Below are 21681 nucleotides of genomic sequence, written 5' to 3' on the forward strand. Positions count from 1 at the left end.
AGGTTTTATAGACGTTATATTTACCTTTATAATAAAAGAGGACGTGGAGTAACTTGATTATTCTTAATCATTCGACAAGATACAACAATTTAAGATCATATTTTTTGCTATGATAAGTAAGAAATTTACATATCGTGTTATTGGGGGATAAAAAGAGATGTTGAAAAAATTTACTACATGTATTTTAGGTGGCGCTTTAGTATTCAATTTATCTGGTTGCGGCAATACATCCGACAAAACTTCTTCAGAATCTAAAGAAACCAATTCTAAACAAGAAGAAAAGAAAGTGCAAACAACTGATGAGGCGAAAACGAAAGAGAATACAAAGCAGAAAAATACAGAACAAACAAAAGAGAAATCAAAAATAAAAGAAAAAGAGTATGCTGTAAACAAGGATTTTCATACACCTAAATTTGATGTAACTGTAAAAAGAGTTGTAGAAAGAGATAAGGTTGGTAAAGAGAGTATAGGATTCCAAAAACCTGAAGATGGACATGTCTTTATTGTTGTAGAAGCAGAAGGGAAAAATATCACAAACGAACCGATGAAATTAGCCGTTTTACCATCAGTGGATTTAGTGGATGAAAATGATAATGCTTATCAAAGTGATGTGTTAGCAGCTAGTAGTTATGCGGTTGAAAAAGGTGAGACCTCTAGTATTACTAAGGAATTAAAACCAGGGGAGGTAAAGAGACAAAATAAAGTTTACGTGATTAATAAAGAAAAATTTGATACAGGAAAGTGGTATGTAGTTGTTAACCATGAGTATAAGGAACAAATTAAATAGTGTTTATTTATGAAGAGGAGATGGCTCCTCTTTTTTTTTTACAAGTTAACACAGAATTTCGTTATAATGTAGAAATTTAATGTTTTCGAAAAAAAGAATTGACTTCTATATTAGTTGTAACTAAAATAGTTACATAAAGATGTAATCAATTTAGTTACAACTAATATCTGCTAAAAATATGATTTATATATTTAATTAAGGATGGTGGTCCATACGTTGCCACCCGGTGTAGAAAGTTACTAACACATTCAAATCGATGCATATTCTAAGCTTTAGTATTTTCTGTTACGGGGCAATAAGGTGAAACGTTATCTTTTGTTAAAAACCTTGGTGGATCTTTCTTTGGAAATATTAGTTTTGGGGAAATATAGTAAGGTATCTAAAAAAGAATAAGGTATAAAAAGATGTACCTATATAAACCAAAAATTTAGTTGAGCTGGATAATAAAAAAAAGGTAGGAGATTTAAATGGAGACGAAACAAGATAATCTTATTTACGTATGGGATGCATATTGTGGATGGTGCTATGGTTTTTCAGAAAGTATTAAAGGATTTTACAAAAAACACACTGAAGTGCCATTAACGGTTTTATGTGGAGGGTTATTTTTAGATAATTTACCAATGAAAAACTTTTCATATATAGAAGAAGGAAATAAAAGAATTAATCAACTTACAGGTGCTGAATTTGGTCCTTCCTATCAAAAATTGGTGGAGGAAGGGACTTTTAAAATGAATTCGAAAGATGCTGCAATTGGTTTTTCAGCTTTACGCTCATTAGCGCCAGACCGTTTATTAGAATTCACTTCGGCTATGCAAAAAGCGTTTTATTATGAGGGCCAAAGTCTGAGTGATCCTGAAACATATCGTAAAATTGCAATCGAGCATGGTTTGGACCCTGAACAAGTATTAGAACGTTTAAACGCTCAAGAAACAATAATAGATGTCCAAAATGATTTCAATAAAGTTCGACAGCTTGGTGTTAATAGCTATCCTTCCTTACTTTTACAAAAGGATAATCAAATTATTCCTATTGGTGGTGGCGTAATGACGCCGGATAAAATTGAAGCACGTTTTAAAAATTTATATTAAGAAAATTTAGGATATAGTAGCAAACATGTTATCTTAGGGCACCTAACATTTATCTCCGGAATATTCGCCAGTACTATTACACTTTCAGATAAATGGGAGTGGGAGATTTTATCCCGCTTTAACGGGTAGTAAGCCCCCCACCTCAAAATTCAGTGGAAGCAAAGAAGTTAGGTGGGGGATCAACTGTCCGTAAAAGTCCGATTGGTGTGGGCTAATAATCAGTGGGGGATGAACAAAACCCCCACTGATTAAAGTTTCACTTTATCGGAACAAGATAAAAATATGATAATTAGTTCATAACTTTAACAAAAGGAGAATAACATACTATGTTTAAAACAATCGATACAAATCAAAAAGATGTGAAATTAACGGTGTTTAGTTCGGACGAAAAAAGCTTTATGGTCACAGCAACATTAGTTGAGAAAGCAGGACATGCATTTTTAATAAACTCAAAATTTACTCAATCTGATTCGAAAGAAATTGTTGAGTATCTGAAAAAAAATGACTTATCTTTAGATAAAATCTTTATTATTCATGGGGATCCAGACTACTACTTTGGATTAGAGAGCATTAAAGCCGTTTACCCAGAAGCTATAGCGTATGCAACAGAGTCTACTGTTGAACATATCGTTCATTCTGTCTTAGGGAAATTAAAAGTTTGGAAAGACATCCTTGGAGAAAATGCACCAAATAACGTGATATTACCTCAAGTGTTTAAAGAAAAAGCGATTGATTTTCAGGGGTTAACATTTGAACTAGTAGGCTTAGATCATTACAGAACTAGCCTATTTAATAAAGAACTAAAAGTATTAATTGGTGGTATTGATGTCTTTAACGAAATACATGTATTCTTAGCGGATACTAGCTCAAAAGCGGCTATGGAGGCGTGGATTGAGAACTTGAAAGTATTACAAGCATTACATGCTGACATAATTGTACCTAGCCATGGATCAATCGAAAAATCCCTAAATAATCAAGCACTTACTGCGACAATGGATTATCTAAGAAATGCGGTTCAAGCTTCTGAGGAAAGTGGAACTTCAAAAGATTTTGTGGCAAAACTTGAAGCAGCATATCCAGGCTATGCAAATAAAGGTGTATTAGAATTAAGCGCAAAAGTTGTAACAAAAGAAATGCCTTGGGGTTAATGATATGAATAAATATCAAAAACTATTACATGAAACGTATGTGTTAACTGGCGAAGGGAAATTGGATGCGTTCAAAACGTATTTAAGTGAAAATGTATCTTGGACAGAAGCTGCTGGGTTTCCATATGCAGGTACTTATATAGGTCCAGATGAAGTAGTGAAAAACGTACATGAACGTCTTGGCACAGAATGGGATGACTATAGCGCTAAAGATGAAATTTACGCTTTTAATAACAATACTGTTATCGTGTATGGAAAATATAGTGGAACATATAAAGCTACAGGGAAATCGTTCATAGCAGATTTTTGTCACCTTTATAAGTTTGATGAGAACGATAAGGTTAAGAAGTTTATTCAAATTGTGGACAGTGCAACTGTTAATGAGGTATTAAGTTAGAATTAATCGTTTTTAATATGCCTTGTATAGGGGGAGGTTAGGATAAATGAAATTCCTAACATTACCCCTGACATTACATTTTGGGGAAGGTTTCTCCTTCTTCAAGCTTTTTATAGAAGAGAACTTATTTAAGTAGAAGAGGTAGGTATATATGAAATTAGAGAAAAGTTTAATCATAACAATTATTTCTGTGTTTATTTTAGGAATTGTATCGACTTTGATATTTCAAGCTTCCACCGGTAATAACAAAGGTAACTCAATAAAGAGCGAAAATGTCACTTCTGTATCAAAAGAAGTGAAAGAAAATGAAAAGAATAAAAAGATGGTAGTTGATTTCTATAATGAAGTTTTTAACAAACATAATATCGATATTATCCCTAAATATGTTAGCGAAGATTATAAGCAACATAATCCTTTTGTTGCTGATGGACGAAAAGCCTTCATGGATTTCTTTAAGGATGATTTTGTTAAAAATCCTAATTCCTCTGCAGAGATTAAACGTGTAGTAGCTGAAGGGGATACAGTTGCTCTTCATGTACATTCTCGTACTAATTCTCAAGATAAGGGAGTTGCTATAGTGGATATATTTCGTATCAAGGATGGAAAGATTGTCGAACACTGGGATGTAATTCAAGAGATTCCAAGTGAAGCAGCTAATGATAATACGATGTTTTAGATAGAAGATATATTTAATAATTGTTTAATTGATAGTGCTGTATAGAATTTAGAAATTTAGATAATAAGTTATCAAATTTGGAAAACATTTAAAAATAGCATATTAAATGATGGCATAAATTAATACGAAATAGCTCTTTAATAAAAAATCCTATCCATTAAAAAATGAGTAGGATTTTTTATTAAAGAATAGTGCTAATTTTGTGGTTCGGCACCATCTAAATTTGGAAACCATGAAAGTATAGGTACTCTATATCCACGTAAAGTAAAATCGTAATTTTTTCCTTCTTTTATGTTTGCTTGCAGATCCACTGAATGAAACTTCATCATAAGAAGGCTATCTTCATTAGAAATAATTTTTTCGGTTCCATTTTTTTGCTCAACCTAGTACAATCTCACCAGTTTAAAAAAGACCACCATTACTGGCAGTCCTTTTTTGGTAGTTTTAGAAATTAAATTATAACATATTAATATACAAATTATAAATATACTTTTACAAAAGATACTATAAGTTTTTTATAATTCTTGATTTCTCAATTTTCATTGCATAATGAATTTTTCTATGGGTATTAACAACTAACATTAAAATTATCAATTCACTAGATTATTAGAAAAAACTGGTTATCTATATAATTATTTGGTAAAATATAGATATAATTTAAGAGGGTAAAGTTAATATAGATCAACTAAGTAATGCTAAGAAAATGTTTTATTGCATAAAAAAAGGCTCCATTGCTGGAGCACTCAAAATAAACAAACGAATTAAAACAAGAAACAGACAATTTAACTATATAGATAAAACATAAATAAATCTATATATATGTAAAAATGCATATAAAAACTCTATTTATTGATGCTATAATAGGTTTACTCGATGATTGTTATATTTTTTTATGGTTTTTAAGCAATAAATACCTTCTTAACACCAAGTGTACAAGTAAAAGAAGACATCTTAAGCGATGTCTTCTTTTCTTGTATAATAACAACACAATAAAATTAAGATGGTTCAAGTGGGAGGAGATCGCATTAGTAGAATATTCTTCCAAATCGAAGGAAGCAATGGTGGTAAAAAAGGCGTCTTTGAGTGGATTGTTGAACCAAATGGAAATGTAAGTCATAGAAGATTTATTGAAAATGGTACTGTTACAGGGAAACCAAATCAAGTTCCAAAAAAGTAAAAGGAGAATTATATGGATTTAATAGATTTTAAGAACAAAGGTCTTAAGTATGATTGGAAAACTATTTATGCCGGTGTAAATAAAAAATATTTCGAACCGAATGTCATTTCTGATTATGCGGTGGAACTAATGGAAGCCGGTGATGATGAAGCTTTTGTTAATGAACTAGCTTGGGGAATAGATTCTAGTGATTTAGATAAAATTTTGTTTGAAATTAAAGATTTCCACTTTCCTAATCTAGAAGAAAATAGTGAAGAATTACAGAATGAGATAAGTAAACTCAGATTCGTTTACTTATCTAAGTTAAAAGAAAAGATTACTGATGAGGATGAACTATTAAATAGAATTGCAGAGTTTTATGATAGACATGATTATCCTGAAGATATGACAAGTTTTATTACTTATATGCCCCAAGATACCCCAACTACGAAGGAAGATTTGTTAAATAGGTTTTATAAATTTTTGGATTCAGAGAAAAAATTTATTGAATAGCTACTTTGCTAGATTCTGAGGGCAAGAAATGAATTTTTTGAAGAACAAGCCTTCTTTAAGGTTGAATATTTCAATGAACCATGTTATCTAGCTTGGAGTAAGTGAAGAGAAAGTTACATATGGAGAATGATCAACAAAAGAGACCTAACATTTGCGGTCTCTTTTGTTGATTTAAATTAAAAAGTATCATTTAAGTGGATGCCCTTTTGTACCTCTTACTTTACATATAAATAGGCTTCAATTGCTGATACATAGTATCTTTTATCCTTGCTGTTATGTACTTTGTATTGTGGTGCTCCATTCACAGTTACCTTTACATCAATGGTAAATCCTAATTTCACCTCTAAAGCACCAACAACATCTTTATCCTGCCAAGAAAGAGATTCATCGAGTTCAGATTAACGAAAAACATAGAATACATAATTTTAACTAGACTTATTATTAACTAATGTATCCCCACCACCAAGCTCCGCCTCGATCTGCGAAGTCTTCGATGACTCATCCATACGCCAATACGTAATAAAGCTGATCGCGATACATCCAGCTACGTAGAAGTAGAATAGTGATTCCATTCCGATACTTTTTAGCCACAATGCGATGAACTCGGCTGTTCCGCCAAATATCGCAACTGTTAGAGCATATGGTAAACCTACGCCGAGTGCACGAATTTCAGTTGGGAAGAGTTCTGCTTTTACAATTGCGTTAATTGATGTGTAACCAGTAACGATAATGAGACCGACCATCATGAGTAAAAATGCTACGATTGGTTCTGTCGTTTTTTCCATGAAGAAGAAGATCGGTGCTGTTAGTAACGTTCCGAGAATACCGAATGCCATTAATAGTGGGCGGCGTCCAATTTTATCGGATAGTAGCCCTGCAATCGGTTGAAGTACGACGAAAATAAGTAGTGCGACAAAGTTAATCCAGCTTACAACTTCTTTCGGAAGGCCGACTGTGTTTACCATGAACTTTTGTAAATATGTTGTGTACGTATAAAATGCAACAGTGCCTCCTAATGTTAGGCCGACTACTGTTAATACAGCTTTCGGATGTTTCATAAGAGCGCGAACGGTTCCTGCACTTTCGCGTTTTTGTGATTTTATGTTTGCAAATTGCTCCGATTCATCCATCGTGCGGCGAAGCCATAATACAGCTACTGCGCCCATCGCTCCGATAATAAACGGAATACGCCATCCCCAAGCTTTCATATCTGGTTCGCTTAGTAATTGCTGAAGAACAATTTGAACGCCTAACGCAACCATCTGTCCCGCAACGAGCGTTACATATTGGAAACTTGAATAAAAACCACGGCGTCCACTACTAGCCATTTCAGATAAATACGTTGCGGAAGTTCCGTACTCTCCGCCGAGTGACAACCCTTGAAGTAAACGAGCAAGAACTAAAATAATTGGTGCCATAATACCGATGCTTTCGTAACTCGGTGTACAGGCGATAATTAAAGAACCACCGGCCATAACCGTAATGGAAAGGGTTAATGCCGCCCGGCGTCCGTGCCGATCTGCATAGCGTCCCATTAATAAACTTCCGATAGGGCGCATTAAAAATCCAACTGCGAAAATAGCTGCTGTGTTCAGTAACTGACTCGTTGGATCACCTTTAGGAAAGAACTCTGCTGAAAAATAAACAGCGAAAGCAGAGTAAACGTACCAGTCGTACCATTCAATTAAATTACCGACAGAACCTTTGAAAATATTGCCGGCGACTCGATTAGATTTTGCTTGAGCCATACTAATTCCTCCTCTTGCTTAGTAATAAAAGGTATATATGAAAGCGTGTTCATTATAGTTGAATTGTAATGTCTACGGAATGGAATCTCAATATTATGACAATTTTATTCTTTTTGTACTTTATGTACATGGAGAGTTTTAATAGTTGCTTCATTATTAGTTTTGTCATAATAATAGAAAAAGGAGATTGATAGTTTAGAATATTTTATCAAAGGGTATGAAGCATGAAGAAATCACACAAAGTGTCATTGCAAACGAAAATAGTAAGCTTAATTATCGCGTTAATTTTATTTGTCGTTCTCCTATTAGCGGGAATATTTGTGTACATTCAGTCCGTTGATACGAAGCGCCAAGTGGAGCAACTAGCACTGCAAACAGCGAAGTCGCTTTCTTTTATGCCTGCTATAAAAGAAGCTTTTCAAAATAACGAGCATAAAAGTACGATTCAATCTATTGCGGAACAAGTTCGTGAGCAAGCTGGTGCAGATTATGTCATTATAGAAGATCGCTTTGGGGTTATGTATTCCCATTCTAATTCGGAGTTAATTGGCACAAAGAGTAACAACCCGTATAACTATGAAGCGCTCACTTTTGGCGGATACTATACGCTCGAAGGGAAGGGTTCAAGTGGCCCGGCTTTAATGGCGAAGGCACCTATTATTGTTCATAACGGAGATTACGATCAAGTAGTAGGCGTTGTGACAGTAGAGTTTTTAATAAAAGGTATTGAATCTAACATATTGAGTAGAACGAAAGAAATTATCCTCTTTTCATTAGCAGTATTATTAGCCGGCATTGTTGGTGGCATTCTTTTAGCGCGTAGCATCAGGAAAGATACACTCGGTTTAGAGCCGAATGAAATCGCAGCGTTATACCGGGAACGAAGCGCAATACTACTATCTATAAAAGAAGGGATTATCGCCATTGATCAAAATGGTTTTATTACGATGATGAACACCTCAGCAGAAGAAATGCTTCATGTAAATGATGATTATATGCAGCAGCACATTTCAAAAGTTTTACCGAATTTTAATATGGAAAGAGTGCTAGAAAACGATCAAGAAATCGCGTTTCAAGATAAAGTGTTTATTTTAAACATGACACCGATACTCGAAAATAATAGTACGGTAGGCGTTGTATGTAGTTTTAGAGATAAAACAGAACTGCAAAACTTAGTGAATACGATATCTGAGGTAAGAAAGTATTCAGAGGACTTACGTGCTCAAACGCATGAATTTACAAATAAACTTTTCGTCTTATCAGGATTACTTCAGTTAGGACATTACAAGGAAGCGATTGAATTTATCCAACAAGAATCTAACATTCATCAAAGCCAAAACCATATTTTATTCCATCAAATTCATGATGCAAAAGTACAAGCAATTTTATTAGGAAAAATCGGAACAGCATCTGAGAAGAAAATCGATTTTCATATTGAAGGAGATAGTGCGCTGCATCCGTTACCAGACCATATAAAAGTTTCGCACCTTATTACGATTCTTGGAAACATAATCGACAATGCATTTGATGCGGTGAGTGAACGAGAGGAAAAGAGTGTTTCCTTCTTCGTTACGGATATTGGACACGATATTGTGTTTGAAGTGATAGATAGTGGAGCAGGGATACTGGCACAAAAAATCACGTCCATTTTTCAAAAAGGATTTTCAACGAAAGGAAATAATCGTGGTTACGGACTAGCAAACGTGAAAGAAATGGTAGATCTACTAGGGGGAACAATTGAAATTCAAAACGAGAAAAACGGGGGAGCTATTTTTACAATTTACCTTCCGAAAACATTGAGAGAAAGTACATAACAAACAGGGGGATGAACATATGTTGAAGGTTGCAATTGCAGAAGATGATTTCCGCGTCGCGCAAATTCAAGAAGAGTTTTTATCGAAAATAAAGAACGTAAAAGTGATTGGAAAAGCATTGAATGCGAAAGAAACGATGGAATTACTACAAAGAGAAGAAATCGATTTGCTTCTATTAGATAATTACTTACCAGATGGGATCGGAACCGACTTATTACCAAAAATCCATGCTGACTTTCCAAGTGTTGACGTCATTATGGTAACGGCGGCGAATGAAAACTATATGCTAGAAAAAGCAATTCGAAACGGCGTAAGCAACTACCTTATAAAACCAGTCACGTTAGAAAAATTTGTTCGCACAATTGAAGACTATAAAAGAAAGAAGCAACTATTACATAGTAACAATGAAGTAAATCAAGCACTCATCGATAATTTCTTCGGGACTTCGCAAACACAAGACATAAAAAACTTACCGACAGGTGTTGATCCGTTAACATTGCAAAAAGTGAAAGGAATTATAAAAGGATTCGACGAGGGCATTACAATAGAAGAAATGGGAGAACAAATGGGTGCCTCCAGAACAACCGCAAGAAGATATTTAGAATACTTAGTAGCGACCGGCGAATGCACAGTAGAGTACACATACGGCATTATTGGACGACCAGAACGAAAGTACCGAATAGGACGAGGACTATGAAAAAACGATTATTACTATGTATATGGATCATGACAGGAGTAATAGCTGGTTGTTCCTCGGAAAAATCCAATACGAATACAGTGAACATAGACAAAGTAGAAATCATTGCGCCAAACGTTCCAGGAGCCGGATGGGACTTAACAGCGCGGGCGATGCAAAAAACGCTGACAGAAGAAAAAATCTTCACAAAACCAATCACAGTCACAAACAAAGTAGGTGGCAGTGGTGACGTCGGATGGAAATATACGAAACAAAAAGGCGGTCACGTACTGGCGATTAACTCAAGCTTACTCATAACGAACAACCTACTAGGCCACAGTAAACTAACATATAAAGACTTTACGCCGCTCGCAACTCTCGCATCGGACTGGGAAGTCGTTGTCGTATCAAAAGACTCTAGCGTAGAAACCGCAAACCAACTAATGAAACAACTAAAACAAAACAAGAAAAACTTCAAAATCGGTGTTGCCCCAGGCCTAGGAAACGACGATCACCTATCCTTCGTACAAGTAAGCAAAGCATTCGGCATAAACCCTGCCGAACTACAATTCTTCGTCTACGAAAACAAAGAAAAAATCATAAACGCCCTAACGAACAAACAAATAGGCGCCGCAACCATGACCCTATCCGAAGCCGAAAAACAATACAAAGCCGGCAAAATAAAAATACTAGCCGTATCCGCATCAAAACGACTAGACCGACTACCAGAAATCCCAACATGGAAAGAACAAGGAATCGACGTCATATTCCAGCATTGGAAAGGAATTATGGGCCCAAAAGATATGACGGAGGAAGAGGTTGCTTATTGGGATGGTGTGATTAAGAGGATGGTTGAGAGTGATAGTTGGAAGGGGATTTTGAGGGAGCGGGGTTGGGAGGGGGTTTATAAGGATAGTGGGGAGAGTAGGGGGTTTTTGGAGGAGAGTTATGAGTGGTATGGAGAGATGGTGAAAGTTAGTGATTAATACTCTTCTATTGGTTTAGTTGTAAGTAATGATATATGTGACGTAAATAGTACTGGATTTCGGTTTATAATTTTGTAATAACAAGTTATAAAAGGTCATTATTGCTACAAATTTTATTAAAATACAAAAATAATAATATATGTATAGGAGATTTATCAATAATGAAATTAGCAAAAACACAGTTAAAACAATTGAAAGTCTGCGAGTTGAAAGAAATAAACGTCGAGTTCGCAGTACGAGGGCTGGATTTTGATCCGAACATGTTTATTCGTGCGGGAGAGATGGGATTAGAAATAGGGTTCCATAGATTAGTATGGAATAGTCCCGCTGTACCAGATATGACACGGTTTACGCATCATATATTATTATGGGAACATCTAGAGGAATTAAGTAACAGTGAGAAAGCGGTAGAAGTTCAAGAGAGTATTAGTATGGTTGCTGATTTTAGGAAGAGGCGGTATCAGGAGTGTGAGTTTTGTAATACAAAGACTTTGCCAGAACATCTTGATTGGGATGGTGTATGTCAGGGGTGTGCTACTGTGCATTTTGGGGTAATATATTGATTTTTTTAGAAGTAATTATAGAAATAATTTAAAAGATAGTTCTATTCTTTTATACTTGAATGAGGATGGATGAATAGAAACGAGGAGTTATATGAGTAAATTAAGTAATTGTCTATATATGATCGAGCTCCTGCATGCGAGAGGGAAAATGAGAATTGGTGAATTGGCAGAGTTATTAGAAGTAAAAGAGCGAATGGTCCGCATTTATCGTGATGATATCGAAATGGCAGGTATTAAAATTGAAACAACGAAAGGAAGATATGGTGGCTACTCCCTTTCAAATACATCGTTATTTCCTATTAAAAATATGTCCCAACAAGAGCTGGATGCGCTAACGTTCTCTATTCAAAAACTAGTTTCAAAGGGTAATGACATTTATGCAAGGGACGCACAAGTAGCGTTAGATAAATTGAATGCCGTTCGGAAAGTGGAAACGAATAAAGATCGTCATATTTATTTTGTGCAAAGATCGAAGCCGAATCATGCGTTTTCGAATGAAAACCAAAAATATGTACAACTACAAGAAGCGTTATTTACAAGAAGCAAGGTGAAAATACAGTATGAGAAACGGTCTGGTGAAAGATCAGAACGAATTATCGATCCATACGGCTTTGTACACTACAACGAATTCTTTTATTGCCTAGCCCTGTGTAATGATAAAAAGGAAAAACGTATGTTTAAACTATCTCGAATAAAAGATATTAAAACTTTGTATGATACATATAAAATACCCGCTGATTTTGATATTCGAGAAGAATTTCCGAAATTCGGCATTATGAAAGAACCGTTAGAAGTAGAGTTACTCATCTATCCACCATTCGCCGTATCCGTACCAGAATCTATTTGGGGAGAGAATCAAAAGATAGAACATAATGATGATGGTAGCATCCTTTTCCGCGCGATGATGAGCGGGAAAGAGTCGATTAAGAAGTGGATTTTGGGGATGGGTGCTTCGGTTAGGGTGTTGGAGCCTAGGGAGTTGAGGGAAGAGGTTGTTGAGGAAGGTAGGAAGTTGTTGGAGATGTATGGTTTATTTTAAATGAATGGATTGGATATACGAATTAAAATTAAAAGTGACGTTATAAGTACCGGTTTTAATGTTACAATTAATGTATATTAAGATTTACATATATTTTTAAAAATTTCTTATAAAATATATATAGTAACTGGGAGTATGGTTGTATATTTGGATATTTTATGTAATTCGCACACGGTTATTAATTAATTATAAAAGAATATGATAAAATATTATTAAAATACTAATGAGATGGCGTGAGGGATAGTAAATATGTCTGAAGAAAAATATTTTTTAAGTTTTATAGAGCATATTAACCAAGTTGCAGCGGTTAATGCGAAAAAAATGGAAGAGTTAATATATGAAGACCCAGCAAGTGCAATTGTGAAGGCTAGGTTATTTGCTGAGGCTATATTGAATGAGGTATTTGCTCAAGAAGATATAAAGGTGCCATATATTTCATCACTTTATGATAAAATTTCCTATCTTGCAAAAGAAGGTTATATAACAGCGGAAGTACAGAGGGACTTTGATACAGTTCGTTTTACCGGTAATAAAGCAGCGCATGATGGCTCGTTTAATGATATTAGTGCAGCTTTTAAATTGCATAAAGTCATGCATAATATTGCGGTTTGGTTATATGAAGTATATTCACCTGAACAATTAAAAATACCTGCATATGAGCATCCAAGACCAGCACAAAGCAATGAAGCAGATATACAAGAAATGGTGAAAGCGCAAGTAATGCAATTAATAGGTATTACTAATAAGGATGATGTAAAAAAAGAAGAAACTATTATTGAAGACTTAGCGGAAGAGAGCATCCTTTGTAAAGACCTTCCTGAGGGAGAAAGTTATTTATTGAGAGAGCTAAAAAGGTTACAAGATTCATCACAAGAGGCTATTGAAAACGCAAATGCATTTAGCCAATTTAAAAAATATATGCACGTAGAGAGAAAGATTCAAACTGACCTAGAGCGTATTTTGGTGAAAAATAAGGAACTTAATTCCTCTAGCTTAATTCTCCTTTGTGGTAGTGTTGGAGATGGGAAATCCCATTTATTAGCGTATTTAAAAGAGAATAAACCAGAATTATTAGAAGGGTATCAAATTTTTAATGATGCTACAGAAAGTTTTTCTCCTAACAAAAATGCAATGGAGACTTTAGAAGAAATACTTCAAGATTTCTCCGACCAATCGATTGGGCAATCAAATAAAAAAGTTATTTTAGCAATCAATATGGGAGTTCTTCACAACTTTATAACGTTAAACCATGAAGAATATACATACGAAGCTTTAAATAGATTTGTTGACGGCAGTGGTCTATTTTCTTCAAGCATCACTACTTGTTATAGCGAAGATCATTTTGACCTAATTAGTTTCGGTGACTATCACTCGTATGAACTAACAGAAAAAGGGCCACAATCAACTTTCTTTTTAACTTTATTAAATAAAATATTTAATAAAGAAGAGGGAAATCCTTTTTATTTGGCTTATCAAGAGGATACAAAAAACAATATTCGAACGATGGTTCATGAGAATTATAAATTTATCCAGGAACCTTACGTGCAAAAACAAATTGTTAATTTAATTATTCAAACGTTAGTGAAATATAAATTAGTTATATCTGCTCGTGCATTTTTAAATTTTGTAGCTGACATTATTATTCCAGATAAATTAGAAGTAATTGAAGTTCTCTCAGAATTTGAAGTGTTAGAACAAGCGGTTCCTAATCTTATGTTTAAACGTAAAGAGCGTTCTCCTATCCTAAAGACTTTACATGAATTAGACCCAGTTCATAGAAGATCCTCACACATCGATCAAATTATTATTGATTTAAGTACTTTAAATGAATGGGATACTATATTAAATCATTGTGTAACATCTGATCAAGGTAGGGGGTGGTTAAATCCTTTTATTAGTGAAGAGAAAGTAGATGGCCCATCATTTATTGGTTTCTCGGAAACTGTTATTCGAATTACATATTTAACGAATGAAGACTTCTCTCAAAAGATTGAGGATGAGACGTATCATAAATATGTAAACAAATTGTTTGATTTCAATTCGGGTAATAAAAAAGAAATTAAAGTCTTTTATGAAGAAATAAAAGAGGCGTTATTTAAATGGAAGGGAAGTCCGAAAAAAGGATATATTTATCTTAACAAGCCAAGTGATAAGTATAGATTAGCCCAACAACTTAATTTAAAGCCATCAATCGATCATTTGAAATTTAATCAAAATGATGTACTAGACTCGTTTAAATCATCGCTTGTGTTAGCATATCATGATGGAGATATAAAAAATATTATTGAATTGGATATTGATTATCAACTATACAATTTATTAGTAAAAGTTTGTCAGGGATATTGTCCAAATAAAAAAGATGAAGAAGATGCAATTAAATTTACAGAGTTTGTAGAGAAAATCATGAAATTTGGAGAGAAAGAGAATGAGTTATTGATACATTTTCCTAATGATTCTCGTTTCTATAAATTAAATCGAGATGATTTTGGTGCGTTTGTGTTTGAAAGGGAGTAGTGATTAATGGATACACTATTAAAAATAGATAAATTAGAACAGTTATTGGGGAATAACAAGCATGATGTTGGTAAAGTTGTAGATATTTTACCATTTGTTACAAAAAGAACGAAATCAATACGTGGAAATTTTAATGAAGTTTTAGGTGAGTACGTCCGAAATGTTTGTGGTTTACGCCTAGTTGATAAGAAGAGTAGTGAAGAAGAGGACTTGTTTTCCTCTAGAAACCCTTTTGTAGATCAAATTATGGAAGAAATTGAGTATACGCAGGAAGCGGAATATGATTTAGAACGATTTTTAAATCAATATTTATTTGGTCAAGATAATAAAATTAAACCTATCCATCCATATTTATTTAACTATATGGCTACACCTAAAGAGAAGAAAGATTTACCGAAATATGGGCAATTTATAAAAGATACGCTAGTTCATGATGAAGTAAGTATTAGTTCTATATTTAAGAATAAGGAAAGTGAAGATATATTAACAGAACTCATATTAAATAAATTAGATATTCCAGCTAAAGATCCGGTCAAACAATATCAACCTTTAATGGGATTTTTAGCGAATTTCTACCAGGAAGACTTGCTATTTTTAAGTCAATACAAAGATTACTTCTTGAAATCTTTCCCATTACTTACGCATTTTTATAGCTTTATGTATGTTTGTCAATTAGTTGTGAAGTTTGAACAATTTGATGAAGCGGATTATACGCATTCTAATCCTTTATATTTCGCTTTAGAATGGGAATCTATTAGTAAGAGAAGAAAAGCTGCGGATGAACTAGAAGGATTTAGAAGAATAAAAGATAAAGCACCAAATTTATTTGTGCATATACACACGATGTCTCAATTAAGTTATAACGAGCTTCAAGATGAAGAAGCGGATGAAAAGCAAAGTTTTCAATTTATGAATTATAGATACTTAAAAGATTTAATAAATGAAAAAGGATTGGATGTTTCAGAGCAATTTTTAACAGATAGTAAACAATGGATTAATAAATATAGTGAGCTTTGGGCAAAGCGAGTAACACCTAAAGATGCACCAGAAGATATATCTGAGGTTTTTAAAACATTGTTTAGTTGTCTAAAAGAGGGAATGAATACAGATGCATGTAAAAAGTTTGGAGAGAACATTGAAGATTTAGGGGCAGATGTTTTTCTGAAAAATCGAGGCAGCATAGGGGCTGTTTTTAATATGAGTCATGAAATGCTGTTACTCTTAACAGCTGTATGTGTAAAAGAAGAGAGAATGCCGTTAAATCGTTTGTTTGAGGAATTTTCAAAAAGGGGAGTAGCTTTTGATCGTCATTCGAAAAAGATGATTATCGAACTATTTGATTCTCATAATATTCTAGATAAAAAAAGTGATAGTGGTGATGCACAGTATGTCAAACGAATTTTATAATTATATATGTGAGTTGTTATTGGGGGATTTTAAAAATCGTTCAATAAAAGCCGGTGATAGATTTTATTTACAGCTAGATAAAGTAGAGGATGTAGAGAATTTAGTAGAAGCATTCCAAGAGCAGAAAAATGTTAAGCAATTTGTATATAAGCATGAATTAGGTGAGCCGTATAAAACATTTTCAGTTGAAATACAAAATATTCAACTTGTTATTGCCTATACAAATGAAAATGTTAAACCAGATTTCTTAGTTACTTTACGAAATCAAGTTGGTGAACAAAAAGGTGTATGGAAAGATACAGCTTTATTGAGTATAGTTTCAGAGCAGTTGGATTCAATTCAAGGTGGAAGTAGTGATCTTCAAAAGGATGGAATGCCGTTACACCCTAATTCTATAGTAAAGGGATTAAGACAAGAAATTGAAAGCAGTATGTTAGATAAAACTGCTCAAATTATCCTTATAGAAAACATGGAGATGATTAAGCAAGAACAGGCACATCAACAAGTTACTTTTTTTGAGTTTGAAGAAATCTTTTCTACTCTTGCAAAGGGTACGATAGAAGATAAAGACTATCAAAAATTTGCAGTTTTTAAAGATGAAGAATTAGCTACTTTTAAAGGGAATAAGCAAAAAGAACGTTTAATTGCAAATAGAGAATTATATGAATTTGTTAGGAAAATTCATGATTTCGGTTTAGGAGCAGAAGAATTAGAAAAGAAATTCACCCCTGAGGGAGCTAGTAAATTAAAACGTGAAGAGTGGCAAGAAATTAATTTTGCCGATGTTAATCGATTTCATCAGGATTATTTAGATCTTAATAAAAAGGCATCAATCAATTTAAAAGAGTTAACAGTTAAAGAAGGATTACAATTTTGGGATAAACCTCAAAAGGAAACCGCAGCAGGGGAAAGAAAAAGACACTTAGTTATATTTAATCCAGAAGGTAAGGAAGAAGTACATTTAAATGTGGCATTTTCAATTCAAGGTGGAAATGTTAAAAGTTTATCGAATAAATACGTAAAAGTACCTCCGAAGTTTAAGAAAAATGTAGAAGTATCGGTAGGGAAAATAAACCTTAGTGCGGTTATAAAAACAGAGGGTAATCAACCTACATTTGTTAGGTTGGCTTATAAGCATGATGATAAATCAACTTTAGGTGTAGAACTATTTATTGTGGTACTACCAATTGACCCATATGTATTAGATGCTTTTAAAACAACATATTTGATAGCTCCTAATAAGTGCCTGATTGAACTTCAGCATGAAGATAATGAGCTTTCATTTGGACAAGGCTATAACAAAAAATCAATGGAAGTCTATGAGGAAAATGCAACTATTGATTGTAGCGTAGATGATGAACTTACTATTCTCCCTCAACCAGAAGCGTATAATGATGAAGAAGAGATGCGAGTTAACATTCGCTTGACGGAGAATGGAACAATCATTCCATTTATATTGAAAAATGAGTTACCGGAATCTACCCCCATTAATGGCGCGCGAATTTGGAAATTAAAGCGTGAGCAGCAAAGAGATTTTGAATGGATAAATAATCGATTGCGTTTTGGAAATAGAGAATTCTATTTAAGCCCGGAATATAAAAACTTATTCGAGTGGGAGTACCAATGGATTGAAAATGGACTTAGATGTGCCGTAGTAGAGTCCGATGCATTGGTCCCTGAAGAGGTGTCCATTAGCGATGAATTAAGAGAAGCTTATAGTAGATTTTTAACTTACTTTAAAATTAAAAGAGGTATACCAAGCTTATGTTATTACAGTGAAGAGTTAGTTAAAAGGGCAGAAGAATATTTGAATGCTTTTATACAAGAGATTAAAAGTTTTGAAGAAGGGCATGAGGCCGGCAAACGTGGACGAGATTTATTTAAGTTAGGGACAGTTATGGGGAATAATGTAATTAAATTTACACCATTCCATCCAGTTATGGTCGCTTTCCAATTAAAATTGAATAATTTACTTTTAAATGAAGAAGTAGATAATAGTATTTTACAGCGATTAAAACCAGATGGACTAGTTCCATATATTTATAATGAGCGAGATCAATTGTATAGACCAGATAATCAGAATATAGCATTAGAGTGGATGGACTTTAAACCAGTTAATCAAGTTTCAGTATCGGATGCTAATCAATATTTAGCAAAAGTAATTGAGGATAAAATTCAGCAGTTTGAAGGACACTTTGGTTATTTATTTAGTGAGTACTCTAAGGCACCGTTGCAAATTAATTTAATCAATATTGAAAACGATTATGAAACCTTTAGAGGTATCGTAAATTGGATGCTTGAAAGAATTAGATCAAAAGGGCCTGAAGGTTTAAAAGCTGTTGAAGTTACACTTTATAAAGAAGAAAGCCAGGACAGTGCATTTGATAATTTCTCAAGAATAGAATCGGTAGAGGAGTTTCAAACAAAATTTAATATTAATTTAGGCGCAAAACAGCAGCATGAACCTCAGGATATATTGCGATTTATTCGTGAAAAGCTATTTTATTATAAAAAAGAAATGGGCGAAGAATATAAGTATGCTCATATTTCTTTCTATAAAATGCAAGCGCAAGAGCGATATGCATTACAATCTATGGATGAAATGTTATCAGGTTTAGCAATTGATGGGTTATACACTACAGTACCTTCAATGAAGAGTAATGAAAACTATAAGAGTGGTTTCGGTGTTAAAGCATATGCTGTAGAGGAAGAGAATCTTTTAACACAAACAACGTATTATTTTAATGAATTATGCGCAAACCTTCATAATGGTGGAAATAATACGTATCGAAAAGGTGAAGCGATTTTTTCTAGAACAACGAGTGCTGATGAAGAAACTCTAGAAGAAATTTTCAAATCATCTTATTGGGTAACATTTGTAGACCCAAGTTTTGATCTGGAGTTCTTTAATGATTACGAGCAAAATCTAGTCGTTATTCATTATAGTGATCAATATTCATCTTCAAGTAGATATGATGCTATTACTGTAACGGACAAATCGCAACAATATCATTTTGTTATTGAAGAATTTTTAAAGGAAAAACAAGTAGAGAGTAAAAAAGAAAATGTAGAAAGTACTATTAAAGCATTTAATACTTTTAATGGTGAATGGTTACTTCGTGTTATTGGTAGTAAGGGCCATTATTCTAGAGAGAAGTTAAGTATTATTTCTGCTATAAAATTCTCTTTAGCATATTTTGAACATCACGACATTTTATGGGTGCCAATTTCTCTAGAAGAAGTTTTAAGAGTTGCAGGTGCTGTTAATTTAAAGAAAGCAGATGGCATATTTACAGCTAAAAACTTAGGAGTAAAAGGTGTTCATAGTGATGATTTACTGTTAATAGGTTTGGAACAAGTAGAGAATGATGTAATGATGCATTTTTATCCTGTCGAAGTAAAAATCGGAGCTAATAAAAACGATGTATTAGAAAAGGCGAGAAAACAAGTTAAACATACGAAGAAATTAATCAATGATGCATTAACAACTAATTCTTTTGCTAGCCGTTTCTATCGTAATTTCTTTGCTCAACTTTATATTTCTAATGCTAATAAAATATTGAAAAGTAAATTCTGGGAAGAGAAAAATTATGAATTGAATAATAAAGTGGTTGAAAAACTGTTGAAAGATCAATTTATAATTTCCAACGGAATAGAATCATCGATTGGTGAAGGAGCTATTTTATCCTTCCAGCGAGACGCTTATCATAGAAGTGCTAAACTGGATGAAGGGATTACGCTATTAAACCTTCCAGAGTTTGATGGATATAGTGGCCTTATACAACCAATGGAAGATATGAAGAATTGGATTCAAGAAACAGAAGGCGATTTTATTAAGGAAGAATTACTTTCTCATAAATATACAGGTGCCTGTAGCGAAGTAGAAAGTGCGTCATCTTTCAGCTCAGAAAAAAATGAATTAGAGGTTGATGTAGAGGTAGAAGTAAAGCCTGAAATTATTGATTCTAATGAGGTTACTAAAGAGAAAATCGATAATACAATAGAAGTTCTTGAAGAAACAAAAGAAAGAGAGTCACAAAAATTAGAAGAATCCCGAATTCTAATTGGGAAGGCAGAAAACTCGAATAGAAAGATTTATTGGGAGTATGGTAATAAAGGATTGGCGAATAGACATTTGTTGATCTCAGGTAAATCCGGACAAGGTAAGACATATTTCATGCAGTGCTTATTATTAGAAAAGTCGAAGCAAGGTATTCCAAGTATTGTTATTGACTATACAGAAGGATTTTTACCAAACCAATTAGAAGATGAATTTGTACAAGCAATGGGTACAAAGTTAAAACAAAAGATTGTATATAGTGAGCAGCTTCCGATTAATCCGTTTCAAAAGAATGAAAGGGATATTGGAGGAATTACGCTTCCAGAATCTAATACGGATGTTGCTGAAAGAATTAAGAGTGTATTTGCTGCTGTATATAGCACGTTAGGTGTGCAACAATTAAATGCGATTTATGAAGGTACTCTTAATGGATTGGATAAGTATGGGGAAGATATGAGCTTAATAAAGCTTAGAGAATGTTTAGAAGAAGATGGTTCTAGCTATGCTAAGACGGCTTTATCACAAATAAGACCGCTAATCGATCGTAATCCATTTAGCCATGAAAATACAATAAATTGGAAAGATGTTGTAGATAGTGATGGTGAGATTTTTATTATTCAGTTGACTGGATACCCTCGAGATGTTCAATTAATGATTACAGAATTTATTTTATGGGACCTTTGGAATTATTCCGTAAGGTTTGGAAATAAAAATAATCCAATGCCTGTCATAATGGATGAAGCGCAAAACCTTGATCATACGGAAAAATCACCTTCTGCACGAATTTTACAAGAAGGACGTAAATTTGGATGGTCAGCATGGTATGCAACTCAATTTTTAAAATCTCAATTGGCTACTGATGAATTAGCAAGGCTACAAAATGCTTCACAGAAGGTTTATTTTGCGCCGCCAGAACAAGAGATTTCTACAATTGCTACTAGTCTATCTAACGATTCTTCAGAGAAAAAAGAATGGGAGAATAGACTTTCAACATTGAAAAAAGGTCAATGTATTGTACATGGACCTGTGTTACAAGTAAATGGTGAATTGTCTCAACCAACTGTAACGGTGGTTGATATTATATCTTTATCTGAGAGAATATAAAAAGG

General features: G+C 33.7%; 16 protein-coding genes and 1 pseudogene. 15 read left to right on the forward strand and 2 right to left on the reverse strand.

Annotated features, from left to right (window positions below; translation table 11 throughout):
* Positions 1 to 157: 157 nt before the first annotated feature.
* The 7 genes from MR107_RS09415 (at position 158) to MR107_RS09445 (ending at position 5765) form a co-directional block, all read left to right on the forward strand.
* Complete coding sequence (locus MR107_RS09415) at positions 158 to 787, forward strand: DUF4352 domain-containing protein (protein ID WP_048538044.1); 630 nt, start codon at positions 158 to 160, stop codon at positions 785 to 787.
* 467 nt (positions 788 to 1254) lie between these two features.
* Complete coding sequence (locus MR107_RS09420; protein WP_017656894.1) at positions 1255 to 1875, forward strand: DsbA family protein; 621 nt, start codon at positions 1255 to 1257, stop codon at positions 1873 to 1875.
* Positions 1876 to 2201: 326 nt separating this feature from the next.
* Positions 2202 to 3023: an MBL fold metallo-hydrolase gene (locus tag MR107_RS09425; RefSeq protein WP_242292293.1), complete on the forward strand. Its 822-nt coding sequence runs from the start codon at positions 2202 to 2204 to the stop codon at positions 3021 to 3023.
* Between the two features lie 4 nt (positions 3024 to 3027).
* Positions 3028 to 3420 (forward strand): nuclear transport factor 2 family protein, encoded by a 393-nt coding sequence (locus MR107_RS09430; protein ID WP_001046359.1) that lies wholly within the window; start codon positions 3028 to 3030, stop codon positions 3418 to 3420.
* Positions 3421 to 3571: 151 nt separating this feature from the next.
* A complete protein-coding gene (locus MR107_RS09435) occupies positions 3572 to 4096 on the forward strand; it encodes a nuclear transport factor 2 family protein (RefSeq protein ID WP_242292294.1) in 525 nt (174 codons plus the stop codon).
* Between the two features lie 1009 nt (positions 4097 to 5105).
* On the forward strand, positions 5106 to 5273 hold the full coding sequence (locus MR107_RS09440) for a hypothetical protein (RefSeq protein WP_242292295.1): 168 nt from the start codon (positions 5106 to 5108) through the stop codon (positions 5271 to 5273).
* A 12-nt stretch (positions 5274 to 5285) separates the two neighbouring features.
* Positions 5286 to 5765, forward strand: coding sequence for a DUF2247 family protein (locus MR107_RS09445; RefSeq protein ID WP_242292296.1), 480 nt, complete (start codon positions 5286 to 5288; stop codon positions 5763 to 5765).
* Positions 5766 to 5980: 215 nt separating this feature from the next.
* On the opposite strand, the pseudogene MR107_RS31685 reads toward MR107_RS09445, so the two are convergent.
* Positions 5981 to 6151: pseudogene (locus MR107_RS31685) on the reverse strand (N-acetylmuramoyl-L-alanine amidase); the annotation flags it as partial.
* 39 nt (positions 6152 to 6190) lie between these two features.
* Positions 6191 to 7513 (reverse strand): MFS transporter, encoded by a 1323-nt coding sequence (locus tag MR107_RS09450; protein WP_000035824.1) that lies wholly within the window; start codon positions 7511 to 7513, stop codon positions 6191 to 6193.
* A 224-nt stretch (positions 7514 to 7737) separates the two neighbouring features.
* On the opposite strand from MR107_RS09450, the gene MR107_RS09455 reads away from it, so the two are divergent.
* The 8 genes from MR107_RS09455 (at position 7738) to dptH (ending at position 21676) form a co-directional block, all read left to right on the forward strand.
* Positions 7738 to 9327, forward strand: a complete 1590-nt coding sequence (locus tag MR107_RS09455; RefSeq protein WP_242292297.1) for an ATP-binding protein — start codon at positions 7738 to 7740, stop codon at positions 9325 to 9327.
* A 19-nt stretch (positions 9328 to 9346) separates the two neighbouring features.
* Positions 9347 to 10024 carry a response regulator gene (locus MR107_RS09460; protein WP_000921569.1) on the forward strand — a complete coding sequence of 226 codons (678 nt, stop codon included), beginning with the start codon at positions 9347 to 9349 and terminating at the stop codon, positions 10022 to 10024.
* Positions 10021 to 10989, forward strand: a complete 969-nt coding sequence (locus MR107_RS09465) for a tripartite tricarboxylate transporter substrate binding protein (RefSeq protein ID WP_242292298.1) — start codon at positions 10021 to 10023, stop codon at positions 10987 to 10989. The genes MR107_RS09460 and MR107_RS09465 overlap by 4 nt, the downstream gene beginning before the upstream one ends.
* A gap of 161 nt (positions 10990 to 11150) precedes the next feature.
* On the forward strand, positions 11151 to 11552 hold the full coding sequence (locus MR107_RS09470) for a hypothetical protein (RefSeq protein ID WP_242292299.1): 402 nt from the start codon (positions 11151 to 11153) through the stop codon (positions 11550 to 11552).
* A gap of 91 nt (positions 11553 to 11643) precedes the next feature.
* Positions 11644 to 12591: a helix-turn-helix transcriptional regulator gene (locus tag MR107_RS09475; RefSeq protein WP_242292300.1), complete on the forward strand. Its 948-nt coding sequence runs from the start codon at positions 11644 to 11646 to the stop codon at positions 12589 to 12591.
* Between the two features lie 249 nt (positions 12592 to 12840).
* A complete protein-coding gene (gene dptF, locus MR107_RS09480; RefSeq protein WP_242292301.1) occupies positions 12841 to 15105 on the forward strand; it encodes a DNA phosphorothioation-dependent restriction protein DptF in 2265 nt (754 codons plus the stop codon).
* A 6-nt stretch (positions 15106 to 15111) separates the two neighbouring features.
* A complete protein-coding gene (gene dptG / locus MR107_RS09485) occupies positions 15112 to 16512 on the forward strand; it encodes a DNA phosphorothioation-dependent restriction protein DptG (RefSeq protein ID WP_242292302.1) in 1401 nt (466 codons plus the stop codon).
* Entirely contained in the window at positions 16493 to 21676 is a 5184-nt protein-coding gene (dptH, locus tag MR107_RS09490) for a DNA phosphorothioation-dependent restriction protein DptH (protein ID WP_242292303.1), read from the forward strand. Before dptG ends, dptH begins: the two co-directional genes overlap by 20 nt.
* The last annotated feature ends 5 nt before the right edge of the window (positions 21677 to 21681 follow it).

The organism is Bacillus cereus group sp. BfR-BA-01441, from assembly GCF_022663075.1.
GTDB classification, from domain to species: domain Bacteria; phylum Bacillota; class Bacilli; order Bacillales; family Bacillaceae_G; genus Bacillus_A; species Bacillus_A cereus.

Bases quoted from the DNA above. Each gene is read 5' to 3' on its own strand.
- MR107_RS09415 (WP_048538044.1), top strand. From the start codon at position 158: ATGTTGAAAAAATTTACTACATGTATTTTAGGTGGCGCTTTAGTATTC.
- MR107_RS09420 (WP_017656894.1), top strand. From the start codon at position 1,255: ATGGAGACGAAACAAGATAATCTTATTTACGTATGGGATGCATATTGT.
- MR107_RS09425 (WP_242292293.1), top strand. From the start codon at position 2,202: ATGTTTAAAACAATCGATACAAATCAAAAAGATGTGAAATTAACGGTG.
- MR107_RS09430 (WP_001046359.1), top strand. From the start codon at position 3,028: ATGAATAAATATCAAAAACTATTACATGAAACGTATGTGTTAACTGGC.
- MR107_RS09435 (WP_242292294.1), top strand. From the start codon at position 3,572: ATGAAATTAGAGAAAAGTTTAATCATAACAATTATTTCTGTGTTTATT.
- MR107_RS09445 (WP_242292296.1), top strand. From the start codon at position 5,286: ATGGATTTAATAGATTTTAAGAACAAAGGTCTTAAGTATGATTGGAAA.
- MR107_RS09450 (WP_000035824.1), bottom strand. From the start codon at position 7,513: ATGGCTCAAGCAAAATCTAATCGAGTCGCCGGCAATATTTTCAAAGGT.
- MR107_RS09455 (WP_242292297.1), top strand. From the start codon at position 7,738: ATGAAGAAATCACACAAAGTGTCATTGCAAACGAAAATAGTAAGCTTA.
- MR107_RS09460 (WP_000921569.1), top strand. From the start codon at position 9,347: ATGTTGAAGGTTGCAATTGCAGAAGATGATTTCCGCGTCGCGCAAATT.
- MR107_RS09465 (WP_242292298.1), top strand. From the start codon at position 10,021: ATGAAAAAACGATTATTACTATGTATATGGATCATGACAGGAGTAATA.
- MR107_RS09470 (WP_242292299.1), top strand. From the start codon at position 11,151: ATGAAATTAGCAAAAACACAGTTAAAACAATTGAAAGTCTGCGAGTTG.
- MR107_RS09475 (WP_242292300.1), top strand. From the start codon at position 11,644: ATGAGTAAATTAAGTAATTGTCTATATATGATCGAGCTCCTGCATGCG.
- dptF (WP_242292301.1), top strand. From the start codon at position 12,841: ATGTCTGAAGAAAAATATTTTTTAAGTTTTATAGAGCATATTAACCAA.
- dptG (WP_242292302.1), top strand. From the start codon at position 15,112: ATGGATACACTATTAAAAATAGATAAATTAGAACAGTTATTGGGGAAT.
- dptH (WP_242292303.1), top strand. From the start codon at position 16,493: ATGTCAAACGAATTTTATAATTATATATGTGAGTTGTTATTGGGGGAT.